Annotated in this window: 27 protein-coding genes; 13 read left to right on the top strand and 14 right to left on the bottom strand. The window is 66.6% G+C overall.

Annotation, left to right across the window (positions count from 1 at the left end; genetic code table 11):
* Positions 1-8: 8 nt before the first annotated feature.
* Positions 9-2,012, top strand: coding sequence for a primary-amine oxidase (locus AWC12_RS04750; protein WP_085172609.1), 2,004 nt, complete (start codon positions 9-11; stop codon positions 2,010-2,012).
* 84 nt (positions 2,013-2,096) lie between these two features.
* The gene (locus AWC12_RS04755; RefSeq protein WP_024445853.1) at positions 2,097-2,423 is read left to right on the top strand and encodes a YnfA family protein; all 327 of its coding nucleotides are present in this window, start codon (positions 2,097-2,099) and stop codon (positions 2,421-2,423) included.
* Between the two features lie 3 nt (positions 2,424-2,426).
* Here AWC12_RS04755 and AWC12_RS04760 read toward each other — a convergent pair whose 3' ends face one another.
* Positions 2,427-3,311 (bottom strand): SCO6745 family protein, encoded by an 885-nt coding sequence (locus tag AWC12_RS04760; protein WP_024445854.1) that lies wholly within the window; start codon positions 3,309-3,311, stop codon positions 2,427-2,429.
* A 76-nt stretch (positions 3,312-3,387) separates the two neighbouring features.
* On the opposite strand from AWC12_RS04760, the gene AWC12_RS04765 reads away from it, so the two are divergent.
* Positions 3,388-4,125, top strand: a complete 738-nt coding sequence (locus AWC12_RS04765; protein WP_024445855.1) for a DUF4333 domain-containing protein — start codon at positions 3,388-3,390, stop codon at positions 4,123-4,125.
* A gap of 52 nt (positions 4,126-4,177) precedes the next feature.
* Here the strand turns inward: AWC12_RS04765 and AWC12_RS04770 are convergent, their stop codons facing one another.
* Together AWC12_RS04770 and AWC12_RS04775 are read right to left on the bottom strand one after the other, a co-directional pair.
* Positions 4,178-5,152, bottom strand: coding sequence for a DoxX family protein (locus AWC12_RS04770; RefSeq protein ID WP_024445856.1), 975 nt, complete (start codon positions 5,150-5,152; stop codon positions 4,178-4,180).
* 105 nt (positions 5,153-5,257) lie between these two features.
* Positions 5,258-6,172: a LysR family transcriptional regulator gene (locus AWC12_RS04775; RefSeq protein WP_085172611.1), complete on the bottom strand. Its 915-nt coding sequence runs from the start codon at positions 6,170-6,172 to the stop codon at positions 5,258-5,260.
* 48 nt (positions 6,173-6,220) lie between these two features.
* Here AWC12_RS04775 and AWC12_RS04780 point away from each other — a divergent pair, with 48 nt between their 5' ends.
* The 3 genes from AWC12_RS04780 (at position 6,221) to AWC12_RS04790 (ending at position 8,388) form a co-directional block, all read left to right on the top strand.
* Positions 6,221-7,036 (top strand): enoyl-CoA hydratase/isomerase family protein, encoded by an 816-nt coding sequence (locus tag AWC12_RS04780; protein WP_085172613.1) that lies wholly within the window; start codon positions 6,221-6,223, stop codon positions 7,034-7,036.
* Positions 7,037-7,141: 105 nt separating this feature from the next.
* Positions 7,142-8,008, top strand: coding sequence for an EamA family transporter (locus AWC12_RS04785; protein ID WP_085172615.1), 867 nt, complete (start codon positions 7,142-7,144; stop codon positions 8,006-8,008).
* 29 nt (positions 8,009-8,037) lie between these two features.
* Positions 8,038-8,388, top strand: a complete 351-nt coding sequence (locus AWC12_RS04790; RefSeq protein ID WP_085172617.1) for a hypothetical protein — start codon at positions 8,038-8,040, stop codon at positions 8,386-8,388.
* 72 nt (positions 8,389-8,460) lie between these two features.
* Here AWC12_RS04790 and AWC12_RS04795 read toward each other — a convergent pair whose 3' ends face one another.
* The 4 genes from AWC12_RS04795 to AWC12_RS04810 form a co-directional block, all read right to left on the bottom strand.
* Positions 8,461-9,318, bottom strand: a complete 858-nt coding sequence (locus AWC12_RS04795; RefSeq protein ID WP_085172619.1) for an ABC transporter permease — start codon at positions 9,316-9,318, stop codon at positions 8,461-8,463.
* On the bottom strand, positions 9,315-10,190 hold the full coding sequence (locus AWC12_RS04800) for an ABC transporter permease (RefSeq protein WP_024445862.1): 876 nt from the start codon (positions 10,188-10,190) through the stop codon (positions 9,315-9,317). Before AWC12_RS04800 ends, AWC12_RS04795 begins: the two co-directional genes overlap by 4 nt.
* A gap of 30 nt (positions 10,191-10,220) precedes the next feature.
* Entirely contained in the window at positions 10,221-11,402 is a 1,182-nt protein-coding gene (locus tag AWC12_RS04805; protein WP_024445863.1) for a polyamine ABC transporter substrate-binding protein, read from the bottom strand.
* Positions 11,403-11,475: 73 nt separating this feature from the next.
* Positions 11,476-12,588, bottom strand: coding sequence for an ABC transporter ATP-binding protein (locus AWC12_RS04810; RefSeq protein ID WP_085172621.1), 1,113 nt, complete (start codon positions 12,586-12,588; stop codon positions 11,476-11,478).
* A gap of 364 nt (positions 12,589-12,952) precedes the next feature.
* Between AWC12_RS04810 and AWC12_RS04815 the strand changes: the two genes are divergently transcribed.
* The gene (locus AWC12_RS04815) at positions 12,953-13,384 is read left to right on the top strand and encodes a type II toxin-antitoxin system Rv0910 family toxin (RefSeq protein ID WP_024445865.1); all 432 of its coding nucleotides are present in this window, start codon (positions 12,953-12,955) and stop codon (positions 13,382-13,384) included.
* Positions 13,385-13,391: 7 nt separating this feature from the next.
* Here AWC12_RS04815 and AWC12_RS04820 read toward each other — a convergent pair whose 3' ends face one another.
* Entirely contained in the window at positions 13,392-14,831 is a 1,440-nt protein-coding gene (locus AWC12_RS04820) for an MFS transporter (RefSeq protein WP_085172623.1), read from the bottom strand.
* A gap of 56 nt (positions 14,832-14,887) precedes the next feature.
* Positions 14,888-16,072, bottom strand: a complete 1,185-nt coding sequence (locus AWC12_RS04825; RefSeq protein WP_085172625.1) for a DmpA family aminopeptidase — start codon at positions 16,070-16,072, stop codon at positions 14,888-14,890.
* Positions 16,073-16,118: 46 nt separating this feature from the next.
* On the opposite strand from AWC12_RS04825, the gene AWC12_RS04830 reads away from it, so the two are divergent.
* The 4 genes from AWC12_RS04830 to AWC12_RS04845 all read left to right on the top strand — a co-directional run bounded on the left by AWC12_RS04830 (position 16,119) and on the right by AWC12_RS04845 (position 19,459).
* Positions 16,119-17,507: a purine-cytosine permease family protein gene (locus AWC12_RS04830; RefSeq protein WP_085172727.1), complete on the top strand. Its 1,389-nt coding sequence runs from the start codon at positions 16,119-16,121 to the stop codon at positions 17,505-17,507.
* A gap of 61 nt (positions 17,508-17,568) precedes the next feature.
* Entirely contained in the window at positions 17,569-18,051 is a 483-nt protein-coding gene (locus AWC12_RS04835) for a TspO/MBR family protein (protein ID WP_085172627.1), read from the top strand.
* Between the two features lie 11 nt (positions 18,052-18,062).
* Positions 18,063-18,581 (top strand): phosphate-starvation-inducible PsiE family protein, encoded by a 519-nt coding sequence (locus AWC12_RS04840; protein WP_085172729.1) that lies wholly within the window; start codon positions 18,063-18,065, stop codon positions 18,579-18,581.
* A gap of 32 nt (positions 18,582-18,613) precedes the next feature.
* Positions 18,614-19,459, top strand: coding sequence for an acyl-CoA thioesterase domain-containing protein (locus tag AWC12_RS04845; protein ID WP_085172731.1), 846 nt, complete (start codon positions 18,614-18,616; stop codon positions 19,457-19,459).
* Between the two features lie 19 nt (positions 19,460-19,478).
* Here the strand turns inward: AWC12_RS04845 and AWC12_RS04850 are convergent, their stop codons facing one another.
* Positions 19,479-20,291, bottom strand: a complete 813-nt coding sequence (locus tag AWC12_RS04850; protein ID WP_085172629.1) for a siderophore-interacting protein — start codon at positions 20,289-20,291, stop codon at positions 19,479-19,481.
* Positions 20,292-20,306: 15 nt separating this feature from the next.
* Positions 20,307-20,606, bottom strand: a complete 300-nt coding sequence (locus tag AWC12_RS04855; RefSeq protein ID WP_085172631.1) for a hypothetical protein — start codon at positions 20,604-20,606, stop codon at positions 20,307-20,309.
* Positions 20,607-20,822: 216 nt separating this feature from the next.
* On the opposite strand from AWC12_RS04855, the gene AWC12_RS04860 reads away from it, so the two are divergent.
* Positions 20,823-22,037 (top strand): ankyrin repeat domain-containing protein, encoded by a 1,215-nt coding sequence (locus AWC12_RS04860; protein WP_085172633.1) that lies wholly within the window; start codon positions 20,823-20,825, stop codon positions 22,035-22,037.
* Here AWC12_RS04860 and AWC12_RS04865 read toward each other — a convergent pair.
* From AWC12_RS04865 to AWC12_RS04875, 3 genes are read right to left on the bottom strand one after another with little or no spacing between them, the layout of a single operon-like run.
* The gene (locus AWC12_RS04865; protein WP_085172635.1) at positions 22,015-22,989 is read right to left on the bottom strand and encodes an SIS domain-containing protein; all 975 of its coding nucleotides are present in this window, start codon (positions 22,987-22,989) and stop codon (positions 22,015-22,017) included. The two genes, AWC12_RS04860 and AWC12_RS04865, sit on opposite strands and share 23 nt — an antisense overlap.
* Complete coding sequence (locus AWC12_RS04870) at positions 22,986-24,188, bottom strand: glucosamine kinase (RefSeq protein WP_085172637.1); 1,203 nt, start codon at positions 24,186-24,188, stop codon at positions 22,986-22,988. Before AWC12_RS04870 ends, AWC12_RS04865 begins: the two co-directional genes overlap by 4 nt.
* On the bottom strand, positions 24,181-25,500 hold the full coding sequence (locus AWC12_RS04875) for a glycosyltransferase (RefSeq protein WP_234813825.1): 1,320 nt from the start codon (positions 25,498-25,500) through the stop codon (positions 24,181-24,183). Before AWC12_RS04875 ends, AWC12_RS04870 begins: the two co-directional genes overlap by 8 nt.
* Before the next feature lie 73 nt (positions 25,501-25,573).
* Here AWC12_RS04875 and AWC12_RS04880 point away from each other — a divergent pair, with 73 nt between their 5' ends.
* Positions 25,574-26,398 carry an alpha/beta fold hydrolase gene (locus tag AWC12_RS04880; RefSeq protein ID WP_024447159.1) on the top strand — a complete coding sequence of 275 codons (825 nt, stop codon included), beginning with the start codon at positions 25,574-25,576 and terminating at the stop codon, positions 26,396-26,398.
* The last annotated feature ends 32 nt before the right edge of the window (positions 26,399-26,430 follow it).

Genomic DNA, 26,430 nt, shown 5'->3' on the forward strand with positions numbered 1-26,430 from the left:
GTTGGTGGGTGTCTGCGTCCCGTGATTCATCCCCCGCGGTTCGGCATCCCCTCGACCCGCTGACCGCTGACGAATTCGTGGCCGTGGCCGCGATCCTGCGTCGCGACCAAGGAGTCGAGCCCGCTTCCGGCGCACCCGGATCGGCGTCAGGATGGCGCTTCGCCGCCATCGAGATGATCGAGCCGTCCAAAGCTGACCTGGTGGCCTTCGAGGACGGTGGACCCCCGCCGCCGCGCCGCGCCGAGGTGACCTGTTTCGACCGATCGGCCAACGCCACCTACAAGAGCGTGGTGTCGCTGACCGAGGGGCGCGTCGAGACGTTCGACCATGTCCCCGGCGTGCAGGCCAACTTCACCGTCGACGAGTTCGCGGAATGCGATCAGATGCTTCGTGCCCACCCCGATGTCATCGCCGCGCTGCGCAGTCGCGGCGTCACCGACATGGATCTGGTGTTCTTCGACACCTGGACCTACGGCGACGCGGTGGCTCCGCCGGAATATCGGGATCGCCGCATCGGCTGGTCGGACAGCTGGGTCAAGGCCGCGCCCGGAGCGAACCCCTACGCGAGGCTGATCAGCGGCCTGCATTGCGTCATCGACCTCAATGCGATGCAACTGTTGAGGATTGAGGACGAGGGGCCGTTCGCCGGCGGCCAGCCGACTCCGGAAGTGATGGGCGAATACGTTCCTGCCCACATTCCGGAGCGAATCCTCAACGCCTCGACCCGGGAACGCATCACACCACTCCACATCACGCAGCCCGAGGGCCCCTCGTTCACCCTCGACGGCAACCTTCTGCGATGGCAGAACTGGTCTCTGCGAGTGGGTTTCAACCACCGCGAGGGGATGACGCTGCACACGGTGCGCTACCGCGACGGTGACCGCGAACGCTCGATCGCACACCGCATGTCGTTCGCGGAGATGATCGTGCCCTATCGGGACCCGTCGCCGGATCACTACCGCCGCACCGCATTCGACATCGGCGAATGGGGCCTCGGCTTCATGACGACCTCGCTCGAGCTGGGCTGCGACTGCCTCGGCGAGATCCGGTATCTGGACGCGGTGCTGCACAACAGCAAGGGCGAGCCGTACACGATCACGAACGCGATCTGCATCCACGAGGAAGACAACGCCGTGCTCTGGAAGCACGTCGACCACGACATCGGTGCCGAAGTGCGCCGGATGCGAAGGCTCACCATCTCGTTCCACGTGACCGTCGCAAACTACGAATACCTGGTGTACTGGCGGCTTTATCAGGACGGCAACATCGAGTGCGAGGTCCGTGCGACCGGCATCATGGTGACCACGCCGCTGCCTCCGGACGCCCCGAACCCCAACGGCACGTTGGTCGACGAACGCACGTACGCGCCGTTCCACCAGCACTTCCTGGTCGCCCGCTTGGACATGGACATCGACGGCTCCGGCAACACCGTTGTGATGTCGGAGTCGTTCGCCGAGCCGATCGGCCCGGACAATCCGCACGGGTTGTCGCTGGTGGTCCGCAACACCCCGCTGCGCACCGAGGGGGGGGCCAGGCAGGACGTTAACTTCGGCACGCAGCGAGCGTGGAAGGTGGTCAATCCGAACGTGGTGACGGGACTGGGCGCCCACCCGGCCTACAAGCTCGTCCCCAGCGGTGCGATCCCGCCCATGTTCGAGCCCGGCTCACCTGTGCTGGAACGCGCGGGTGTCATCGCCCACACACTGTGGGTCACGCCGAATCATCCCGACGAGCGTTGGCCCGCAGGGGAATTCGTGAACCAGTCGGTGCGCGACGCCGGACTGTCCCTCTGGACGGCCGCCGACCGTCCGATCGAGAACACCGATGTCGTGCTGTGGTATGTGTTCGGCATCCACCACATCACCCGTGCCGAGGACTGGCCGGTGATGCCGGTCGACGTGGTGTCGTTCTGGCTCAAGCCTTTTGGCTTCTTCGATCGCAACCCCGCCCTCGATGTGGTCGGGACACCGCCGGACGCCTGTCACACGTCGACCACCAGCGTCCACCACTGACTCGGCTCCGCGACCGCGCGGGTCTGTACGCCGACACGCCGCATGCAGCGGGCATTTTGTGCTCGCTCGCGGCAAGGTGGGAGCGTGGTCATGAAGTCCGTCCTGCTGTTCATTCTCGCCGCCGTCCTGGAGATCGGCGGTGCCTGGCTGGTCTGGCAGGGCTTACGCGAACACCGCGGGTGGCTGTGGATCGGCGCGGGGATCATCGCGCTCGGCGCCTACGGTTTCGTCGCGGCCTTCCAGCCCGACGCGCACTTCGGCCGCGTCCTGGCCGCCTACGGTGGCGTGTTCGTCGCCGGATCGCTGATCTGGGGCATGGTCGCCGACGGCTTCCGGCCGGACCGCTGGGACGTGGCGGGCGCGGCGGTGTGCCTGGTCGGTGTCGGCCTGATCATGTACGCACCGCGCTGATCCTCAGCCCAGGTGGGCGCTGCCGTCGTCGAGATCGTCGCGGTTGAGCCCCATCGGGGTACCCGCAGGTACGTCACCCGCAGCCACGACCTTCCGCGTGATCGGTGTCAGCGCTTGGAACAATGTCTCGACCTCGTCGTCGTCGAGGGCCGCAAGAGCCGGCAGCGCCACCGCGTCAGTGCGGTCCTCGATCTCGGCTTTGAGATCGCGGCCCGCAGCGGTCAATTCGCCGGCGGCGTCGAGCACACCCCGCCGCTGCAGGTGTCCCTGCAGGTGCGACCACTGCGCCTCGTCATAATCTCGCGACCGCATGATCATCTCCGCGGGCACCTTGCCCGCCGCCGCATGCAGGACGTTGCATTCGCGCCCCGAAACGCCGTGCGCGGTGAGCACCGCGACGTGGCCGTCGCCCCGGTGTTCACGCAGCAGCGTGGCGGCGTGCCACAGCCGGGCCACCGGTTCCTTCGGCCAGGGCAGGCCTTGGTTGGCGGCAAAAAGGACGCGCCCTCCCACCTCGAGATTCTCAGTCGCTTTGGCCAAGAGCTCGGCGACGACGGTTGCTTCGTCCTCGGTGACTCCGCACCGGGTGAGGGCTGCGACGGCCGATTCTTCGCGGGCTTTGAGCGCGGCGGCGGGCGGTGCGACTTCCCAGGCGGCGGGCAGAGCCTTGGCCACGCGCGTCGGGGCAAAGTTGTAGAACGCCGCCGTCACGACGTCGGCGGTCACCGTTCCGAGCGGGGCCGACCGGGCGGCGAAGTACCCCATCCAGAAGCCGCGATAGCCCAACGCATCGAGCGCAGATCTCGCTTCCGGCGCAAAGTATGTGACGGCGTGCAGGGGTTCGATGCGGTCGTGCAGACGGCGGGCAAGCGATGAAGGTCTGGGCACCTTGGCAGTTAATCACCACCCCCGCCGCGGTCTGCTAGGGTGCTGCAAACTTCCGACCTGTGACAGGACTGCACACATGAGGAAGGTCGCCGCCCAACTGGCCGTGCTCGCAGCGATGACCGCGTCGGCGACCGGTTGCGGCCCCACCGGCTCCGCGGGCATCCCGGCAGTGGCCACCGCGGACCTGCAGTCGGACATCGCCGCCCGCTTCGCCGAGGCGGGCAACGATCCGCAATCGGTGTCGTGCCGGGACCCCCTCGTCGGTGAGGTCGGCCAGACGGCGCGGTGCGACGTCGTGATGAGCCCCACCAACAGTTTCGAACCCATCGTCACCGTCACCAGCGTCAACGGCGACAGCATCGACTACGAGCTGGTGCCGGCGTTGTCCGAGGAACAACTCGAACGGGCGGTGGTCCGTCTCGTCGAGGAGGCCGGAGGCCCGTCCGCCGCGCGGGTGGCATGCCTGGACGGACTGCTCGGGGTGATGGGGGAGTCCGCACAGTGCGACGTCACCGCCGACGGGGCGACGTTGCGGCGCACAGCCGAGGTGACGAGCGTCGAGGGGCTGATGATGAACTTCGATCTCGTCCCGATCTTGACGAAGAGCGAGGTGGAGGCCTCACTGCTCGGCGATCTGACTCGTCACCTCGGACGACGGCCGGACTCGGCGTCGTGCTCGGGAAACCTGGAGGGCAAACCGGGCAACACGGTCGATTGTGCGGTGACCGCCGGCCCGGAGAGCGCCGCATTTATCGTGACAGTCACCACCGTCGACGGGGCCAACATCGACTTCAGCTACGCGCCGCGTGGCTGACAGCCGATGGCGCCCCGTCTGGTGATGCGAGCGGGTCGCCCTCGGCGCGACGTCAGCTGACGCGGCGCTTCTGCCGCTTGGCCTGCTTCTTCGCTTCCTTGCTCACGCGCTTGGCTTCTTTGCCTGCCGTGTCAGCCAAGTCGGCAGCACGGTCGAGCGCCAATTCCGCGCGGCTGCGGGCAACATCAGCCCAGTCAGCGCTGCGATCGCGCGCAACCTCAGCGAGGGCGGGTGCGCGGTCGCGTGCCCGCTCGGCGAAGTCACCGCCACGGTCGCGTGCCAGTTCGGCGAACTCGCCGCCGCGTTCGCGGGCGATCTCGGCTAGCTCGCCGCCGCGTTCCCGTGCGATCTCGGCCAGCTCGCCACCGCGCTCGCGGGCGATCTCGGCCAGCTTCCCGCCGCGGTCGCGAGCGACCTCGGCGAATTCGGAACCCCGCTCGCCGGCCACATGGGCGAGTTCGCGCCCACGTTCGGCGCCGACGTGCAGGCCGTGCCCGACCTTCTCGGCGAACGCGCTGTCGGTCAGGGATCCACCCGCGGCCGCGCCGGCTGGCAACGCCGACGCGACGGCTTCGGACACCTTCCGCGCCGCACGGCGCCCCCGCCACCCGAGCGACGGTTTGCCCTCGGTGTCGACGGCCGCGATGATCAGGCCGCCGATCAAGCTGATGTCGGTGATGAACGCCCGGCGCTCGTCGGTCTTGCGCTGCGGGTCTACTTCGTTCCAGAAGGCATGGCCGCCAAGCGAACTGGGCACGACTGACAGCGCCAAGGCCGCTGAGGCGACGCGGGGAAGTCGACCCGTAGCCAGCAGGAGACCGCCGCCGATCTGGACGGCGGCGGTGACCTTCGCGACGGTCTCGGCGTTGGACGGCACGTTGGTGCCGACAGGGTCGGGCAACTTGCTCAGTCCCTCGAGAGTCTGCCGGGTGGCATCTGTCGCTGGTTTGGGGCTGCGCAGGGCCTCGACACCCCGCGAGATGAACACTGCAGACAGCATGGGGCGCGCAACACGTCGGATCAACATGGGGCCTGTGTTCCCCCGGTTACTCGGCTGCAAACCCCACGTCAGCGCACGTGCAGAGCCTTTTCGGCAACACTGGGCCGACGCGGCCTCTGCGCGAGAGCAGTCTCAGCGGCTCGCCTCCGGGCGTGGCCACTGAGGGCGTTGCAAGTCTCCCGGCGGTGGACGCATCCGGTCGAGGATCGCGCGCAGCGGTGACCACGCTGAACGCCCGGTCCGCGTCACGGCATAGGCGGTCAGCATCACCTCCGGATTCCGCAGGGGCAGGATGCTGACCCCGGGACCCGTCGGCCTACCCAAGGGCAGCAGACCGACGCCGAACCCGCCCACGATGAGGTCCTCGACCAGATCGAGGCTGTCAATCTGATGGGCGATTGTCGGACTGAACCCTGCCAGCGACGCCAGCGTGCGCACCGCAGTTTCGTCAGCAGTGTTGCGCGAGTTGACGATCCACGTCGACTCCGCGAAGGCCCTGAGATCGGACTCGGCGGGCGTGCCCGACGGCACTCCGACGCCCCACCCGATCGACCACAGCGGCGTGGGCTCAAGGCTCGCGGCCGGCGAGGCCGGGGCAAGGTTGTAGTCATAGGTCAGCGCCAGGTCGAGGTCGTCGCTGACCAGCAGCGTGAACGCCTCCATGGGTTCGTATTCGCTGATCACTACATCGACGTTCGGGTAGCGGATCCGCAGGTCAGCGATGATGGGCAGCAGCGAGACGCGGATGCCCGTGGCGAAGCCGCCGACGCGCACGGTACCGGCCGGTTCGGCGTCCGGATCGAGATCAAGCCGGGCACTGTCGACGGCGGCCAGGATCGTGACGGCGTGGTCGGCGAGCCGCCTGCCCGCAGGGGTCAGGCGCACCCGGCGGCCTTCCGGCTCGATCAACTGCGCGCCGGTGTCGCGCGCCAGGGCCGCGATCTGCTGGGACACCGTCGACGTGGTGAGGTGATGCTCGTCGGCCACTGCGCGCATCGAGCCGAGCCGCGACAGCGCGAGGAGCAGTTCCAGACGGCGGGTGTCCATGGAGGAATTGTCCCCAGGCGGACGGTGCGCGGTCGGTAAGTTCGCCACATGACCGACCTGACCGTCTCTGTCGGCGACGGTGTCGCGGTGCTCACGCTGAACAGTCCGCAGCGGCGAAACGCCTACACCGGCGAGATGGGCGCACTGCTCAACGCTGCCTACCGCGACTGCGACGACGACGACGAGGTACGGGTGATCGTGGTGACCGGCGCAGGAGACGCCTTCTGTGCCGGGGCGGATTTCTCGGCGTCTGCCAGTGCGTTCGCGTCCACCACCGATTCGTTCACAGCGTCGCCCACCGACCCTGCGGCGTTCGAGCTCCGCACCCCGGTGGTCGCGGCGGTGAACGGCCACGCGATCGGCATCGGGTTGACCATCGCACTGCAGGCCGATATCAGGATCATGGCCACCGACGCCAAATACGCTGTCGCGCAATCCCGGCGGGGCGTTATCGGGGACTGCATGTCGCACTGGACGCTGCCGCACCTTGCCGGCGGCACGGTGGCCGCGGATCTGTTGTTGACGGGCCGCACGTTCGACGGTGCGGAGGCACTCGCGATGGGGATCGCCACGCGCACAGTCCCTGCCGCCGAGGTGTTGGACGATGCGATGTCGGTTGCCCGCGACATCGCGATCAATGTCGCGCCGATGTCCGCGGCGCTGAGCAAGCGCCTGCTGTGGGACACGATGACAAACGGGTACCGGCCGCGGCAGGTCGCGCGACTGGAAACCGAGGCGCATCGACGCGTGATGGGCAGCGCCGATGCACGCGAGGGCGTGGCCGCATTCCTCGAGCGCCGTAGCCCGCGGTGGACTGCGTCGGTGTCCCGGGAGTGGGAAGTGTTGCCCGACTTAGGGTCCTAGGGGCGGGAAGGGCAGGGGCGGCGCGACAATCGTTCACGATTTATGAACGGTATGTCGTGGAAAATGAGGTGGACCGCAACGGTTCGTATCCCGTTCAATGCAGACATGGAGACGACTCACGGCCGTACGGGTGCCCTCATGGCGGTCGGGTCGATGATCAGCGTGCAGCTCGGGCTCGCGATCGCCGTCACCCTGATCGAGGACGTCGGCGTCGAAGGCGTGGCATGGCTGCGATTGGCATGGGCGGGAATCCTGTTTCTGATCATTGTTCGTCCCCGTCGAACGGCGTTCACCCGCAGAAGCTTTCTGATGTGCGTCCTTCTTGGCATCGTGACCGCGGGGATCACGATGTTGTTCATGGCCGCGCTGGATCGCATTCCGCTGGGGACGGCGAGCGCGCTGGAGTTCCTCGGCCCGCTCGCTGTGGCGGTCGCCCGCGGCCGCGGTCAGGGCCGATGGGTGTGGCCGGGGATCGCCGCGGTAGGCGTGGTGATGCTCACCGAACCCTGGAGTGGTGCCGTGGATCCCGTCGGCGTCGCCTACGCGCTCGCCGCTGCGGCGTGCTGGGGTGGGTACATTCTGCTCACCCAGAAGGTCGGCGACCAGGTCACGGGGATCACCGGTCTGGCCGTCTCGATGCCCGTCGCCGGACTTTTTGCGACCATTGTCGTCGGTCCCGGGGTCGTCGGGCACCTGACTCCGCACATTCTGCTGATCGGTCTCGGGCTGGCCGTACTTCTGCCGGTAGTGCCCTTCGCGCTGGAACTGCTGGCTCTTCGGCGGCTCACCACCGCTGCGTTCGGGACCTTGATGGCGCTGGAACCGGGCTTTGCGATGCTGCTCGGCTTCGTGGTGCTGCATCAGGTGCCCGGCCCGTTGGGCATCGTCGGTATCTGCCTGGTCGTGGCTGCCGGAGTCGGCGCCGCGCGCACCGGCGCCAGAGCCGCCCCGGTGCCGCTCGAGGTGGGCTAGTGGTGATGTCCGGGGCTAACGTAGACCGCATGGCGAGCGGACTTTACGGAACCCGCGCAGTGGATCTCGTCAACTCGGCGGTGGCCCGGCTCATCGACGCTCCCGTCGTCGGTCCGCTGGTGCGCCGGGGCATGGTCGAGATCCGGTATGAGGGCAGACGGTCGGGCCGGACATTCCAGACACCCATCTATTACAAGCGCACGCCAGAGGGCGTCCTCATCCGCGTCATGGCTCCGGAGTCGAAGATGTGGTGGCGCAACTTCACCAGCGAAGGCGGTCCGCTGACGCTGATGAACTTCGACGGCGCCGACCGCACGGGGCATGCCGTCGCTCACCGCGACGCGAAAGGGCACGTCACCGTGGCGGTGACGCTTAACTGACTGCGCGCCCGCCGAGACTGAATCCTCGCAGCGAAACATCGAGTGGCGCACTGCAAGGTTTCAGTTTCGGCGTCAGCCGTCGAACTTCTTGCGCCGCCACAGGGTTCCCGCGGCGAGAAGGATGAGGCTGACCACGAGGATTGCGGTCGCGAGCACATTGATTTGCGGCGGCACCGCCGCCTTCACCGCCGCGTTGACATACAGCGGATAGGTGACCTCCGAGCCGCTGACGAAGTAGGTGATGATGAAGTCGTCCAGCGACAGCGCGAATGACAACATCGCCGCGGCGACGATTCCCGGCACGATGAGCGGCAGGGTGACCTTGAAGAATGTCCGAGCCGGACCCGCGCCGAGATCCAGTGACGCGTCCTCCAGCGTCCAGTCGAAACCGCGTACCCGGGCCCGCACTGTCATCGCGATGAAGCTGACCTCGAAGGCGATGTGGGACAACAGGATCGTGACATAGCCGGCCGGCTGCTCGAAGTCCAGAAACAACGTCAGCAGTGCCGCGCCCATGACGACCTCTGGTGCGGTCAGTGGAAGCACCAGGAATGTGTCGACCGCTCTCTGGCCCCGCCACCGCTGCCGGACCAATGCGATCGCGACCAGCGTGCCGAGCACAATCGCGACCGCTGTCGACACCGCCGCGACGTTGAGGCTCAGCTTGAGCGCGTCGGTGAGTGGCGGGTACTTGAACGGGTCGAGCCAGTTCTCAAGCGTGAAGCCCTGCCAGGTGTAATTGAACTTGCCTGCGGGTTTGTTGAAGGAGAACAGCACGATCACAAAGATCGGCAGGAACAGATACAGCAGCACCAGGCCGGCCACGATTCGCAGGAGAACATCGCCAACATTGCGCCGATTGCGAACCTTGTTCGGTGCCGGATCCTGTTGCGCGGCGCTGGCGATCGCGGCGCCGGCCTGTGTGGTCATACGAGGTCCTCCGAGCCCAGCGCGCGGGTGTAGAGCAGCACCCCGATCAGGATCAGCACCATCAATCCGAGGCTGAGTGCGGCCGCCGCCGGATAGTCCTTCACGACGAGGAACTGTTTCTGGATGACGTTGCCGATCATCGTCGTCTGCGTACTACCCAGATAGTCGGCGTTGATGAAATCGCCGACAGCAGGGATGAATACGAGCATGCTGCCCGCTAGCACACCGGGCATCGACAGCGGCAGAATCACCTTGCCGAAGGCACGTGGGGTCGACGAGTAGAGGTCCTTCGACGCTTCGAGCAGGCGAGGATCGATCTTCTCCAGGCTGACGTACAGCGGCAGGATCATGAAGATGATCCAGTTGTAGGTCAGCCCGCCGATCACCGCCCAACTGGTGGACAGCAGCCTGCCTTCGTCGGGAAGCAGCCCGATCGCGCCCAGCGCGGTGACCACCCAGCCCTCGTCGGCGAGGATCGTCTTCCACGCGATGGTGCGAATCAGGAACGTCACGAAGAACGGCAGGATCACCAGGCCGAGGATGAGGTTCTTGAAGCGCCCGGCCTTGAAGGCGATGACGTAGGCGAGTGGGAAAGCCAGCACCAGGCACAACACCGTGGCTGCGAGCGCGTAGCCGAACGACCGGAAAATCTGTTCCCGGTAGAGCGTGAACGCCTCGGCGTAATTGCCGAAATCCCACGCGAACGTCAGCGTCGGCATGAAGACCGAACCCGCTGTCTCCGACAGTGAGGTGCGCGCCAGCGAGAAGAACGGTACGACGAAGAAGATCGCGAGGTACGCGAGCGCCGGCAGCACCATCAGGTACGGGGCGATCTTGCTCCGCTGACGGCTACTGGAGGCAACGCCTGCCATTTATGCTCCTCGCGTGCGCAGTGCCATCGGTCAGCCGCCGGTGACGGCGGCGTACGCGGTGTTGTACTCCTGCGTCTGCTCGTCGGTCAGCGGGGCCCAGCCCTTGGACTTCGCCAACACGTCGGCGGGCGGATTGATCAGCGGGTTGCCGGCCGACTCCGGATCGATCTTCTCCAGCTCCTCGGTCATGTCCGACAGCACGGGGATGTACTGCACGTAGGACACCAGCTTGGCGTAGTTCGCGCGATCGTAGACATAGTCGATCCACGATTCGGCGGCCTTCTGATTCTGCGTCGTGTACGGGATCACCATGGTGTCGACGAACGTGGTCGCACCTGACTCCGGCACCACGAACTGCAGGTCCGGGTTGTCGGCCTGCAGCTGCACGATGTCACCCGAATAGGCCTGCGCCACAGCGATATTGCCGGCCGCCAGATCGTCGGCATAGTCGTTGCCGGTGAAGCGGCGGATCTGGCCGGCGTCGTTCTGCTCGCGAACCAGATCGATCGCCTGCTGGACCGTCTCGGTGGTCGGGCTCTCCGGCGAGTTGCCTTGGGACAGCATGATCATGCCGAGGCCGTCCTGGGCGTCGGAGAACAAGCTGACACGACCCTTGAACGCCGGGTCCCACAGGTCGTCGATGGTTCTGATGTCACGGCCGGTTGCCGTTCGGTTGTAGGCTAGCCCGACCAGGCCGGACATGTAGGGGGCGCTGAATTCCCGGCCCGGGTCCACACTCGCCTCGAGGAGGTCCGGGCGGAGGTTCTTCATGTTGGGGACGGCGTCTTTGTTGATCTTGTTGAGCCAGCCGAGCTGATTGAGTCGAACGGCGAGGAAGGTGGTGGGTACGGCCAGGTCGGCACCGATGTCCTGCTTGCGCGCCAGCGGCTCTTTGACCTTCGCGAACCACTGCTCGTTGTCGTTGAAGTCTTCCTTGTAGTCGACCGTGATCCCTGACGCCGTCTGGAATGCGGCGATGAAGCCGTCGGCCATGTAGAGGGGCCAGTTCGAGATCCGCAGCGTGCCGCTCGCGGGACCGCTGTCCTCGGAGCTGCTGCTTGACGATTCGCTACCCGAGCCGCAGGCCGCCAGGAACGACGAGCCGAGCGTAAGGCCGGCGGCTGCCGCGGCGCTGCCACCGAGGAAGCGCCGACGGGACGTGCGGCTGGCGGCCATCCGGGCCAACTGTTGGGGATTGAACTCAGGGGACATGGCGATGCAGACCTTTCGTCAGCTCCGGGGAGGGGGTTGGGTCGCGCGGGGCGTGCGGCCCCAGCAGGGCAGGTCAGGAGTCGTCGAGCATTTCTTCGAGATCTTCGGTTGTCGGTATGTCGTCGCCGGGCAGCACCAGCGACGCATCGGGACTCCAGCTGACGAACACCTCGTCGCCGGGGCGCAGCAGCGGCAGATCCTGTTCAGGCCCCACATGGGCGATGACCGTCGACTCGTCGGGCGCAGCGAGCGAGAGCCGCACGACGGGGCCCTGGAACGTCAGGTCGACGACCTTGGCGGGCACGCCCGCGACGTCGCCGGGTGGAACGTCCTGCGACGACGGAGTCACCCGTATGCGCTCGGGTCGCACCATCAAGGTGGCGTGCCCGCCCGGTTCGATCGTGGTCTCACCGGCGCGCGCCTTCAATGTCGATCCGAGCACGTCGATCTCGACGAAGTCACGGTTGGCACGTCCGGTCTGACGACCTGCCCAGAGGTTGGCCTGGCCGATGAAGCTCGCGACGAAAACCGTCGCCGGCCGGTCGTAGATCTCGGTGGGGCTGCCGATCTGCTCGACGTTGCCTGCGTTCATGACGGCGATGCGATCGCTCATCGTCAACGCTTCCTCCTGGTCGTGGGTCACGTAGATGAACGTGATCCCGACCTCACGCTGGATGCGCTTGAGTTCGAACTGCATGACGTGGCGCAGCTTGAGATCGAGCGCGCCGAGCGGTTCGTCGAGCAGCAGGGCGCTGGGGTAGTTCACCAGCGCACGAGCCAGCGCGACGCGCTGCTGCTGTCCGCCGGAGAGTTGGGCGGGCTTGCGTTCGGCGAAGTCGGTCAGGCGGACGATCTCGAGAAGTTCGTCGACGCGCTTGCGGGTCTCGCCCTTGTCCAGCTTTCTGCTGCGGGGGCCGTAGGCCACGTTGTCCCACACCGTCATGTGCGGAAACAGGGCGTAGTGCTGAAATACCGTATTGACGTTGCGCTTGTTCGGCGGCGTCCGAGAGACGTCCGCGCCTTCGAGGCGGATGGCGCCTTCGGTCGGCGTTTCGAAGCCGGCGATCATCCGCAAGGTCGTGGTCTTGCCGCATCCTGAGGGGCCGAGCATCGAGAAGAACTCGCCGGAGGCGATCGAGAAATCGGCGTCGGCGACGGCGACGTAATCGCCGAAGCGCTTCGTCACGTGGTCGATCTCGATGACGGGACCACCCTTGGCTCGAGTGGCGCCGTGCTGTCCCGTCGGTGCGTCAGCGGTCGTGCGTGCGCGGGTCAGAGCGCATCCTCCTCATTACTGCCCCCCGGCTGTCAATAAACCTTCGCGGATCCCGCGGTTACGCGCAAGCGAATCCGCAACGAATTTACATCTCCACAATGGAATCCGCTGTCTAACGGACGATGTACAGAGAGATTCCGTGCATGAGGGCGCGCTGGACCGCCGCCGGACCTGTGCCGCCCGGCCTGCCGCGCGTCGCGGTCTCAAGTTTGGCAGCCAAACCGTCGCCAGCGGCGCTGTTTACGCGCGCGCATGCCCTGGGTAGGGAGGGGGCATGGCGACTGTCGATGTGTCCGTGACGTCCGATCTCACACCAGAGCGAGCTTGGACGCTGGCCTCAGACCTCCAGCGGTTCGACGAATGGCTGACGATCTTCGGCGGCTGGAAGAGTACGGTGCCCGCCGAGATCGATGTCGACACGCAGGTGTCGTCGCTCATCCGGGTGAAGGGCTTCCGCAACGTCATCCACTGGCAGGTGACCCGCTACGACGAACCCAAGGAGATCGAACTGGTGGGCAGGGGGCGCGGCGGTGTGTGCATTGCGCTGACGCTCCAGGTCGAGCCCGCGGAGCGCGACGGATCCTCGTTCCGCGTCATCGCCGAGCTGACCGGCGGTCTGCTGAACACGCCTGTCGGCAACGTGGTCGCCAAGGTCATCAAGGGCGACGTGCGCCGGTCGGTCTGCAATCTGGCCGAACTCCGCTGACAGGCGTTCAGCCCCACTCGTGGTTCATCGCGCGTGATTCGTAGCGCGCCTCATCGGATTCCGTGGCCCGTACGCGCGGCCGGGACACCGCGATCAGCACCATCGCCAGCATCGCGGTGGCGGCACCTCCGACGAAGATGGCGGTGAAGCTGCTCTCAGCCGGCGTGCCCGCTGCAGACGTGCGGCTCAGCAGCACTGCCACGATCGCAGCCGCCGTAGAGCTGCCGATCGTTCGGGCGATGGCGTTCATGCCCGTCGCGACTCCCGTCTCGCCTGCGTCACTGTCGGCGACCACCAGTGCGGGCAGCGCTCCGTAGCCGAGGCTGATGTAGGCGTTGGCGAGGATGCTCGCGATGATCACCTGCCACGGCGCTGCGTGTGCGAAGGCGATGAACAGGAAGCCCGCGATGCCGGCCACCGCGGCCGCGACGAGCACCGGTCTGGCGCCGAAGCGGTCGATGAAGCGGCCACTGACCAGCGCGATGAGGAATCCTGTCAGCGCACCGGGCAGCAGGTAAACGACGCTTGCCTCCAGCACAGACGCGTCGAAGCCGTATCCGGCGACGTCGTCGTCGATCTGGACGAACTGCGTCAGGCCGAGGAACGCGAAGTAGAGACCCATTCCGACGAAGATCGTCGCGAGATTGGTGAACAGCATCGACCGCTGGGCCAGCATCCGAGTCGACACGAGAGGCCTCGCGGCCCGACGCTCCCAGAACCACCACCCGATCAATACCGCCACACCGCCCGCCGCGGTGGCGAGGGTGCGCGGCGACACCCAGCCCCACGAGGTGCCCTGGGTGATCGCCAGTAGCAGCGCCGATAGACCGACAGCCAAGCCCATTGCGCCCAGCCAGTCGATGGACCCCGTTGCGGCGCGGGGCCGGTCGGGCACCACGGTGAGCACGATGACGATGACGAGCACGGTGAACGCTGTGGTCAGCCAGAACACCCGGTGATAGCCGGCGTCTCCGCTCATCAGCAGGCCGACGACGACCAGACCTGTGCCGCCGCCGAAACCCAAGGTGCCCGACAGCACCGCCATGGCCGACACCATCCGGTCGGGACTGAGCTCCTCGCGCAGGATCGCGATGCAGATCGGGTACAGCGCGAAGGACGCAGCCTGCAGGACCCGCGCGGCGATCAGCAGCGCCAGCGAGGACGTCGCGGCGGCGAGAATCGAACCGGCCAGCACGACTGCGAGGACGACCAGCAACACCTGCTTCTTGCGATAGAGGTCGGCCAGCCGCCCAATCAGCGGTGTGGCTGCGGCGGCGGCCAGCAGATTGGCGGTCACGGCCCAGCTGACCGCGACGGTCGAGGCTTGCAACTGATCGGCGATGACGCCGAGCACCGGCACCACGGCGGTCTGCAGCACCGCCACCGTCAAGACCACGATGCTGAGTCCGACAACCAGAAGACGGGGGCGCGCGACTGTCTGCCCCACCTCACGCTCCGCTCGTCGAGAACCCAGTTCGTTAGCTGATCTTCAGTTCTGGTCGATTATGGCGCGTGACCGAGGAGCGCTGCCAATCGGTCGAGCGGCAGGCGCGGGGAGCGGTGACCATCGCGGCCGACCATGTCGGCGTTGACGACCAGCGCGTTGAGCACCGCCTCCTCGACGCACTGCACCACGGCGGTGTACAGAAGGTCCATCCGGCCCCACGGCAGGAAAGCGATCGACCCGATCTCGTCGTCGACAGGCGGACCGAGAGGAAAGGTGCTGGCCAGATCCGGCACGTCCGCGGTGGAGAAAGCCAGGAAGATGTCGCCGGAAAAGTGACTGCCGGTGGTTCCCGTCCTGGCCAGTCCCAACGGAACCCGGCGGGCCAGCGCCTTGCACTGACCTGGGAGCAGGGGGGCGTCCGTCGCGACGATCGCGATGACGGAGCCGGCGCCCGGCGGCGGTGAGCCCGCGAGGTCGCGGGCGAACCAGTCGCCGTCGAGCGGGTTGTCGTCCAGCAGCGATGGACCGACGTGATGACCGGCGATCGTCAGTTCGGCGCGCGAACCGAAGTTGGCCTGGACGAACGCCGCGACGGTGTAGGTCCGGGATCCGTAGGGGACCAGCCGCGACGCCGTCCCGTTGCCGCCCTTGAAGTCGTAGCAGTTCATCCCGGTCCCGCCGCCGACCGACCCCTCGGTGACCGGCCCGCCGTCGGCGCTGTCGAGAGCCGCCACGGCATGTTCGGGCCGGACGTGTCCGCCGTTGATGTCGTTGAGGTAGCCGTCCCAGGTTTCCGCACAGACCGGCAGTAGCCACTGGCGGGCCACGTGCGGGGCGACGCGGTTGACCCACTGCACAACGCCGGTGTGGCAAGCCCCGATTGCGTGCGTATTCGACAGCACCACAGGGACATTGAATGAGCCGACCTCATCGATCCATGTGGTTCCGGTCATCTCTCCGTTGCCGTTGAGCGAGTACCACCCGGCGGCGCACGGCTGCCCGACGCCGGCGACTCCACGGGGCAGGATGGCCGTCACCCCGGTGCGTACCGGACCTTTCCCGACGACAAGCGGTCCGTCGCCGTCGATGAGTGTTGTCACCCCGACCTCGACGCCTGCGACGTCGGTGAGCGCGTTGAGCGGTCCGGGGCTGCCCGGCAGGACGATGCCGGCGCCGCGGGCGCGGGGCCTGCCGTCGGGGGAGTGGGTCGCGAAGTCTCGTCCGGTCACCTGGTGAATCATGGTCGCCGAGGGCGGTCAGGTCGAGCCCAGCGCCGCGTGGTCGAATATGGCCATGTCGCAACGAACCTCGAACGACGTGTTCAGCGGGCACCGACCGTCGGGTGCGGGTGACCTGTCGGTCGAGACGCAGGGCATCGCGCCGATTCCCGGGTCGCACCGGTACGGAGGCGCAAGTCGGCTCTTCACCGTGTGGTTCGCCCCGCAGGTGAACATGACGGGCATCTTCACGGGCACGCTGGCGATCGTCCTGGGCCTCGGATTCTGGCTGGGCATGCTCGCCATGGTGATCGGTACGGTGCTCGGCGCGCTCGTGGTCGGTTACCTGTCGACCTTCGGCCCACGCACCGGCGTCGGGCAGCTGCCGAACGCGCGGATGCCTTTTGGCAGCGCCGTGGTGGTTCCCGCTGCGTTGCAATGGCTTTCGTCGATCGCCTGGGATGCGCTGGTGGGCTTGTTCGGCGGCGAGGCACTGTCGGCGCTGCTTGGCATCCCGTTCTGGTCGGCGGTGCTGATCGTTCTCGGGGTGCAGGGCGTGGTGGGGTTCTTCGGTTACGAGCTCATTCATCGGCTGCAGGCGGTGCTGACCGTGGTGCTGTTCGCGACGTTCCTGGTCTTCGCCGCCAAGCTCGTCGGCGGCCACGAGATCGTCGTTCCCGCCACGGTGACGGGTGCCGACCTGGTCGGCGCCTTCGTGCTGGAGGTGACGATCGCGTTCAGTCTGTCGATCTCGTGGGCGACCTATGCCGCCGATTTCAGCCGCTACCTTCCCGCCCAGGTTTCCGTCGGCCGCGTATTCGCCTTCACTGCAGCGGGATTGGCCGCGGGTTACGTGTTCGTTCAGGGGGTGGGTATCGCCGCGGCCAGCGCGGTGGGGGAGCACACCGTCGAGGGCGTGCGCACGGTGATGGGCGGCGGGCTCATCGGCGGACTTGCACTGCTCGTCATCGCTGTGGCGTCGATCGGCTCGGGAATCATGAACGACTACAGCGGGTCGCTGGCGCTACAGACGATGGGCGTTCGGATTCGGCGCCCGATCTCCGCGGTCATCGTCACCGTGCTGGCCTTCATCTTGATCCTGTGGTTGCACGCCGCCGACACGGCCACACGGTTCACCGACGTGTTGCTGCTGGTGAGCTATTGGATCCCGGCCTTCGTGGCGATCGTGGTGATCGACTGGCGCACGCGCATCGCCGGCCGGCGCACGCTCGATCCGTCGCTTGAGGAAACGAGCCGCCGCGACGGTATCGCCGCGCTGATCGTGTTCGCCCTCGCCTACGCCGCGGCGATCCCGTTCATGAACACCTCGTTGATCCAGGGTCCGGTCGCCGTGGCGTGGCACGGCGCCGATGTCGCGTACTTCGTCAACGGGCTGGTTGCCGCCGGACTCTATGGTGGATATCGGCTGCTCACCCGGAGCGAGCCCGTCGCAACCTGATTCGTCGGGCCGCGATCGGGGTATTGACACTGGCGGAAATCCCGCCGGAGAAAGGACTCGGATGCGTCTCTCGACTCTTGCGAAAACGGCGGGCGGATCTTTCGCCGCGGCCGCAGCCGGCGCGTTGGCCACCCGGCCCGCCGTGCAGTCGTCGTGGTACGACCGGCTGAAGAAACCCAGCTTCCAGCCGCCGCGGCAGGCGTTCCCGATCGCTTGGAACATCCTGTACTCCGACATCGCGGCGGTCTCCGCCTCGACGCTCGACACCCTCAACGACCGTGGTGACACCGAGCAGGCCCGTCAGTACACCAGAGCCCTCGCCGCCAACCTGGTGCTGAATGCCGGCTGGAGCTGGGTGTTCTTCAACCAACGTAAGCTCGGTCCCGCTGCGCTGTTGTCCGGGCTGCTGACGGTCAGCAGCGCCGACCTCGCCCGCCGGGCGGGCTCGGTCAACCCGTCTGCTGGGGCGGCGCTGGCCGCCTATCCGCTGTGGTGTGGGTTCGCGACCGCGTTGTCGACGCGGATCTGGCAGTTGAACCGCTGAAGGGCACCGCGGTGCCCGACAACACGGACGCGCATCCCGAGGAGCGTCAGCGCCTTGCCGACCGCGTCCTGAGCGTCGTCGAAGACGCCATCTACTGGGCCATCGCGGTGATGCTGGTGATTGGCTCGGGAGCCTTGCTGGTCAGTCAGTTCAACACGATGCTGCGGTTGCGCAGTACACCGGCAAACACCATCATGCTGGAGATTCTCGACGGTCTGCTGCTCATCTTCATTTTCGTCGAGTTGCTCTACGCGGTGCGAACGTCGCTGCGCTCCCACGAGATCGCCGTCGAGCCGTTTCTGATCGTCGGCATGCTGGCGGGCATCAAGGAGATCGTCGTGCTGTCTGTCGAGGCCGCCACTCTCCTCGACAACGGGCCGAACTTCGCGCGAGCCGTCGTCGAGATCGGCGTGCTGGGCGGCGTCGTGCTGATTCTGGCGTTGGCGGCGTTCATCTTGCGGGGACGCCGTCCGGGGCGCGACGATCCCGGCACCAAAGCGGTCGAGGAGCAATCGCCGGCCCCGGCGTGATCATCCGCGCGGCGGCACGATCTACTGAGTCGGTGAAGCAGAGCAGCGACGCCGCCGCGATTGCGGCGCACTTCATCCAGGCCGGTGCGGGCTTCCTGCCCACCCGGTATGCGCAGAGTCATTGGGGCGAGGACCATCTGAACGGTCCCGCGATCGTAGGCCTGGCCGCTCGCGCTCTGGAGACTCAGTGCGGATCTCCGGAGTTCCGTCCGACCCGGTTGACAGTGGACCTGTTCCGCGCCGCCCGCAACATGCAGACCACTGTGGATGTCAGAGTAGTTCGGGACGGCCGCCGAGTTCGTAGCGCGGAATGCGACGTGATGCAGGACGGACGGTCGGTCGCGAGGGCCACCCTGGTCCAGTATCGGCCGTCCTCTCCGCCACCGGGAGCGCTGTGGCAGGCGGTGCAGACTTTCGCTGACGCCTCCGCGATGCCCGTCCCCGACGGCACGATTCTGCCGTTCGTCGGCAGCGACGACGTCGGGTGGACCCGTTCGCCGGCCGAGCACCAGAACGCCTCGCGCAAGCGGTTCTTCAACGACGGCATCAGAGTGATTGCCAGCGAGCAGAATTCGCCGTTCGTGCGCGCTGCGATGCTCGCCGAAGCGACGAGCCTGGTGACCAATCTCGGCACCGCCGGCGTCGGGTACATCAACGGCGATTTGACGGTTGCGTTGTCACGGCTGCCTGTCGACGACTGGATCGGCATCCAGGCGGATTCTCATCACGCCGCCGACGGACTGGCGGTGGGCACTGCGACGCTGTTCGACAGCCGCGGTGCGTTCGGGGCGGGTTTGACGACGGCGATCGCCAATCCTGCGGCTCAGATTGACTTTTCGACACGTGAGTTTCGCGTGGGCGACATCAACTACGAGTAGCGCCTGTGGCGTCACGAGGTCAGAGGCCGATCCGCTCGCAGGCCTCGTCGAATTCCTCGAATGCCCGTTTGTCGCCTTTGCCGTCGGTGAGGGCCTTCCGGTAGACGGCGAGCACGTCGTCCTCGACTTCGGCGAATTTGTTGTCCCAGTTTTCGGAGTCGAAACGCCAGTAGCCGGTGATGTCGTAGCGATCGATCGTCCATCCCAGGCTGCGCACGTACTTGCGGACGGCGCGCGATTCGGCGGCCTCCCCGGCGAACCAGCAGTAACCGCGCCCGGGCGGCATGTCGAATGCGCGGACGGCATCGGCGAGAGTGCTTGGCGTGCAACCATTCCCCGTGCCGATGGTGGAGACGACTGTCAGGTTGGGGCGTTGCGGAAGATAGCCGAGGTCCTCAGCTGCGGCGACTTCGATGATCAAGGTCGCACGCGTATGCTCGGCCAGCTCTTCGACGATGCGCGCAGCGGCGGGTAGTCCCGAGAGGTCGCTGACCAGAAGCTGCCAATCGGCGTCGGGTGGGGGCCGGTACCAGGATCTCGCGTGGTCGAGGACGACGCGGTCGCCCGCGGACGCCGACGACGCCCACTCGGTTCCTGGTCCGCGGGAGTGGAGGACGACGTCGAGGGTGATCCGTCCACCGTCGTGGTAGCGCACCGAGTAGTTTCTGCCTTCGCCATGGGGATGCTCGGAAGGAGTGAAGTAGACGCCTACGGCGGAATCGCCGGTGTGTTTGACGTCCAGCGCCTGGGTGTCGTCGACCTGCAGCACGATCCGCCGCAGATGACTGCTCAGGCGGGCGGTCTCGACGACCCAGGCATGCGAGAACGACACCTAGGGAAGGCTAGCCTAAATGCACCCGCTGACGGAGATCCGCCGTCCGACGTTCGCGCAGACGCTCACGTTCGGCGGTGGTGGTGGCGGAGGAGGAGGGGGCGGCGCGGCGCTGTAGTCCTCGGGAAGTGGCGCGTAGGCCGCGGGCGGCGGCACCCAGGGTGCGATCGCATCCGCGATGTTGCCGCACGCGTTCACCGAGACGTGGCGTCCTCCGACCGAACCGCAGACGTCCGCCGACGCCGTCGGCGTCTGCGGCAGTACCGCCAGCCCCAGCGTCATCAGCGACATACTGATCGCCCGCGCGGTCCTCATCGTCGGGATCCTACCGGTGGGCCCAAGACTGACCGCCGGAAACGCCGGGACTGGGCCGCAAAGGTTACACTCGCGGCGGCGTGCAGGAACGCCCGACGTCCGCTCAAAGAGGCTCGATGCTCTTGAACCCGGATACCCCCCTGTACATAGAATGATCGCCGCCGACCTCTTCTCGGCCCGACCTCGCGGATGCCGGGCATGTGAGAGGAGGCCGCTATGGCCAGCATGTTGCCCGACAATCCGTCGCTGAATCACCTTCGCGCAGAGGCGCGCACCCTACAGCGGCAGGTCGCCGCCGGCTTAGGCGACGCCGTCGACACAGTGGGCCGCCATCACCCGCGAGCCGACATCGCCCTGGCCGCAGACACGTTCGCGCTCCACGACGCACACCTGACGGTCGCCCGTCGCTACGGCTTCTCTGGATGGCCGGCACTGGTGCACTTCCTTGAGGCAGCAGCGGACCTCAGTGTCGACCCTGCCCGCATCGATGAGGACGACCTGTCGGCCGCAGACAGATTCTGCAGCCTCTCGGTACTTCACTACACCGACGCCGACGCGCCACCGCGGTGGGCGGCGGCCGCGGACACGCTCGGCGCCGCGCCTGAGTTGGTGAATGCCCACATCTGGGCCGCCGCCGCGGCGGCCGATCCAAATGCGTTGGCACGTCACCTCAGTGCCGGCGCCGACGTTACCGAGAAGGGCGGACCGCTCGGTTGGGAGCCGCTGCTGTACCTCTGCTACACACGCAGCCCCACCTCCCGGGAACAGACGCTTGCCGCTGCCACGCTGTTGCTCGACGCCGGCGCCGATCCCAACGCCGGCTATCTGTGGCGAGGGATGTCGACACCGTTCACCGCGCTGACAGGGGTGTTCGGTGAAGGTGAGCAGGGGCCCCGACGTCAGCCCCGCCATCCCTTCGCCGCCGATCTCGCGTCCCTGCTCCTGGACCGGGGTGCACATCCGGTTGATCACCAGACCCTCTACAACCGGATGCTCCGTCGTGACAATTCCCATCTGGAGTTGCTGTTCGCGCACGGTCTGGCCGACGCCGGACCCAGCCCGTGGGAGCAGCGGCTCGGTGAGGCGATGGAAACCCGAGCGCAGATGTGGCAACGGCAGATCCACTGGGCCGCCAAACACGGATTCTTCGAACGGCTTTCACTTTTGGCCCGACACGGTATCGACACCGCAGGAGTGGCAGTGGTTGTCCCAGTACTGCCCGCTCATCCCAACGCTCTCGACGACAACGGCGCGACAGCGTTACACCACGCCGCGTGGGACGGTGACCTGGAGCTGATCGGCCGCTTGCTCGACGCGGGGGCCGATCCGACGATCACCGACGCGAGATTCGACGCCACCCCGCTGGGCTGGGCTGAACACGCCTACCAGGCCGAGGCGGCAGATCTTCTCAGATCTGCGACGCGGCGTTAAGCCAGGCCCGGGCCGCGATCAGTTCCGGTACAAGGACTTCGGTGAGTAGCGCGACATCGTCATCCGAGTCGTGGGGATAGCGCAGGGTGTGTCCCGCGCCCGGCACCTCGCCGCCGACCCCGACCACAGTGCTCCCGCGTGCCTCGGTCCATTCGGCCATCTGCGGTTCCCACGGGGATCCGGCGAACACCAGGAGGCGGTAATCGGTTGTCTTGGTCAGATAGACGTCGACGTGGCTCCAATCGCCGGTCTCGCAGCCGACCGCCGGCCGACGCGGGCCCTCCCGCAGCATGAGCGCACCCTGTCGCGCCGAGCTCAGCCGGTGCGCGGGCGCCGCCAGATGAGTACCCGAGGGGCCCAGTAGAAGATCGGAGACCAGGGGGCCCCAATCGGATTCGGTGTCGAGCAGGTTTGCCGACGCTTCGGCTGCAGCCCGCACCGTCGCGGCCAGCGCGTCAGTGTCTGCGCCGGTGAGGTGACATTCGAGGGCGAGCATCAGCGCGAGAGTGTGCTGGTAGCTGCGGCACGCGACACCGCCGACTTCGGGTTCGGCGTCCAGCGTGACGACCGCCTCGGCACGTGTGGTGATCGTCGAACCCGGGGTGTTGGTCAGGGCAACGGTCCGAACTCCGGCGGGCAGCCGCGACATCGCGTCAAGAGTCTCCACCGAGCCGCCGCTGGCCGACGTCGCCACCACCAACGTCCCTGTGCCCCAGTCGGGAAGCAACCGAGACGAGGCGAGTTCGGACGTCGCAGTCAGCCCTCGTGCTCGCATCCTCGCCGCTGCCACGTCCGCGGCGTACGCCGAGGAACCCATGCCGACGAAGACCACACGCGCCGTGTCGGAGGTTACGACATCAGACCACGGGTTACCTGCTGACAGTGTCTGCGCCAGCCGCTGCAGCAGCTCCGGCTTGCGGCGTAAATCCTCCAAATACCCCTGGGGCTTCACCTGTCGGTTCCTTCCTCCAACAACGCGGGCAAAGCGGCGTCGGGAACATACATCCACCGGGGCAGATGCTCTGCTGCATAGATCATTTCGCGCATCACCTGCTGGAGACGCAACGCTCGCAGAGGACGGGGATCATATAAGTCGGCGTGGCCCAGAGAACTAAGTCGATGTGCGTACGCGTCGAGGAAGGAGCTGCGCGCCGCCGTGTCGACCGCAGCCAACTCTTCGGGCTCGAGAACTGTGTACTTGGCCGCCACGACCGCTACGTGGGCGAGCGACTGGGCCATGCCGGCAACGTCGACCACGGCGGGGATCGGAAGCACCCGCTGCGATGAAGGCAGCACCGGGTTACCGTCGAAGTCGGTGACGACAAACCGACCGCTACTGCGCAGCACCTGCCCGACATGAAGATCGCCGTGGCCGTCGATCACCGACACGTCGGACATGTCCTTGAGGCACCCGAGTTCGGCAGACACTTCATCACGGTGCGACCGCAGAATCTGGCCACTCCGGGAATCCGTCAGAGCGCAGGCCTTTTCGAGAATGTGAAGTGCGCTCCGGTGCCACCGGCAGGCAGCTTCTGTCGAGGACGTCGATTGTGTCGATGACAACGCCACGTGCAGTTGGGCAATCAACGCGCCGACGTCGGCGGCCGCTGCGGCGACCGGTGCGTGATCGCCGGAGGATGCCGCGGCTGTCATCAATTCGACCGCCCAGGTCCAACCGTCGATGGCGCCGGGGAGATACTCGTCGACATAGACGGCGAGGGTGGCCTCACGGTCAGGCGGATGCCACGTGACCAAACCCCACGGAGCGGGCATACCGGTGAATCCCGCGTCGCGCAGCACTGCGATGCGGGACGGTGCCGGGTGTGGGCCATCCTGCAGATGAGTCGCCCATTTCACCACCGCGGTGTCGCCGACGATCACCGATTCGTTGGTCTGGTCGACGCCGATGGCCCGCTCGCCGACAGCCCTACGCGCAGTCCATGAGCGCACCGTAAAACTCCCGCTGGTCCAGGAACCGGATTGCTGCGCAAGCACATCCAGCAGCGCCTCCGACGTGCCGTCATGCGGCGCGGCGCGGCGCCAGCGCCCCCCGTCGCGGACCATCGGGAGGGCGGACAGTGCGGTGCCCTCGCTCGTGATCGACAGCCGGTGGCCGTCGCCGAGATCGAGCGCGTCGACGACGTCAGGCAAGTGAGGTCCGGTGTTGCAACCCGGCCCGCTCGATCACGTCAGCGCCCACTCGGAGTCCGTCGCGGGCGCGTATCGCTTCGCCGATTCGGTTCAGCCGGTCGCGCATATCGCCGTCGGAGAGAATCCGCTCCACCGCCCCGGTGAGGTCGTCATCGGTGAACGCGTAGGTGTCGAGGCGGATGCCGAATCCGAGTTCGTCGACACGCTGGGCGTTTTCATACTGGTCCCAGAACAGTGGCAGCACGATCAGTGGCTTGCCGAAATGCAGCGTCTCGGTCACCGTGTTGTTGCCGCCGTGCGAGATGACCAGGTCGACCTGGGGGATGACCTTAGTCTGCGGAAGCATCTGTGCGCCGACCATGTTGTCGGTCAGCGTGATTCGGTCGGCCTGCGGCCCCTTGCTGACGATGAACCTATGTCGTGTCGTCCCGAGCACGTCGACGAGCCGCTGCATCAGCTCAACGTCCGCGCCGCCCAGGGAGCCGAGCGACAGATAGATCAGTGCGCTGCTGTCAGGGCGGTCGGCGACTTCGGTCGGCACGACATAATCCTCGTCGGTTTCGCGGACGCTCGAGTCCATCCTCGTCCAGCTTCCATCAAGCGGCCGCGACTGCAGGTAATCCGCCTCGGCCGGGTAGACGTAGAGGTTGGCCGCGGTGGCGCGCGGCATGAACTCGAGATCCGGGAGAGCGTCGGCCCCTTGAGCCTGCACCCACCCGTTGAAGTCTTCCCACATCGCTCGGTGGCTGCGCTCGAACTCGGCCCGGTAGGAGTCCCACTGGGTGCGATCTGCGCTCGGCAGTCCCGAAAATGGCGGCGGCACATCAGGTCCGGGTATCTCCAGCGGACTGCATGAGACGATGCGAACGAAAGGGACGCCGGCGGTCGCAAGAGCGGGAAAGAGCACGACGTTGTCCTCGACGATGACGTCGGGTCGGTGCATCGAAATGATCTCACGCAAGCGAGGTTCGCAGTACTTCGCACCGTCGATCAGCGCTTGATATGTGGGCTGAATGAAGGTGGACAGCTGCTCGATCGTCGGCTTGCGGAACTCGGGGGCGGTCTCGGCGATGAAGTCGGTCCAGAACTTTCCCGGGTCTTCGTCTTGCGCACCCTCCTCGGGCTCGGCGAGATCGACGAGTTCCTCGGTGAAGCCGAGCGCGGAAAGTTTGCCCGCCCACGAGCTCTCGGCCGCGAAGATGATGGAATGCCCGCGCTCACGCAGGATCGAGGCCAGGCCGATGCACTGATTGGTCGGCCCATACGCCGACTCTGGCCAGAACATCACCGTGAGGGGTTGCGCCGCCGCCACATTGTTCCCTTCTGTTCGATGGCTGTGTGTGCGAAGGTACCCTTCCGTCGCAGTTCAGGCGTACTGTCCCCGTATGCCCACGATCACTACCCGCGACGGTGTCGACATCTTCTACAAGGACTGGGGATCGGGGCAGCCGATCGTCTTCAGCCACGGATGGCCGCTGTCCGGTGACGATTGGGACGCCCAGATGATGTTCTTCCTCGGTGAGGGGTTCCGGGTCATCGCCCACGATCGGCGCGGCCATGGACGCTCCAGTCAGGGAGCCGAGGGTCACGACATGGACCACTACGCCGATGACCTCCTGGCCGTCGTCGAGCATCTCGACCTTCGCGACGCCGTCCACGTCGGGCATTCCACAGGGGGAGGCGAGGTGGTTCGGTACCTCGCGCGGCACGGTGAGGGCCGGGCCGCGAAAGCGGCCATTATCGCAGCGGTGCCTCCGCTGATGGTGCAGACCGAGGCCAACCCCGGCGGTCTGCCGAAGTCGGTGTTCGACGATTTCCAGGTGCAGGTCGCGACCAACCGGGCGGGCTTCTACCGCGCCGTGCCCGAGGGCCCGTTCTACGGATTCAACCGAGAGGGCATCGAACCCGTCGAGGGCATCATCGCCAACTGGTGGCGGCAGGGCATGCAGGGCGGCGCCAAAGCGCATTACGACGGGATCGTCGCGTTTTCGCAGACCGACTTCACCGAGGACCTCAAGAAGATCCAGATTCCGGTGTTGGTGATGCACGGTGACGACGACCAGATCGTGCCCTATGCCGACGCCGGTCCGCTGTCGGCGGAGCTGCTGCCGAACGGAATACTCAAGACCTACAAGGGCTTTCCGCACGGTATGCCGACAACGCATGCCGATGTGATCAACGCGGACCTGCTCGAGTTCATCCGCTCCTGAGAGCGGAAGCGCCCGGCGACGCCGGTCACTTC

This window comes from Mycolicibacterium iranicum (assembly GCF_002101705.1).
Lineage (GTDB): Bacteria > Actinomycetota > Actinomycetes > Mycobacteriales > Mycobacteriaceae > Mycobacterium > Mycobacterium iranicum.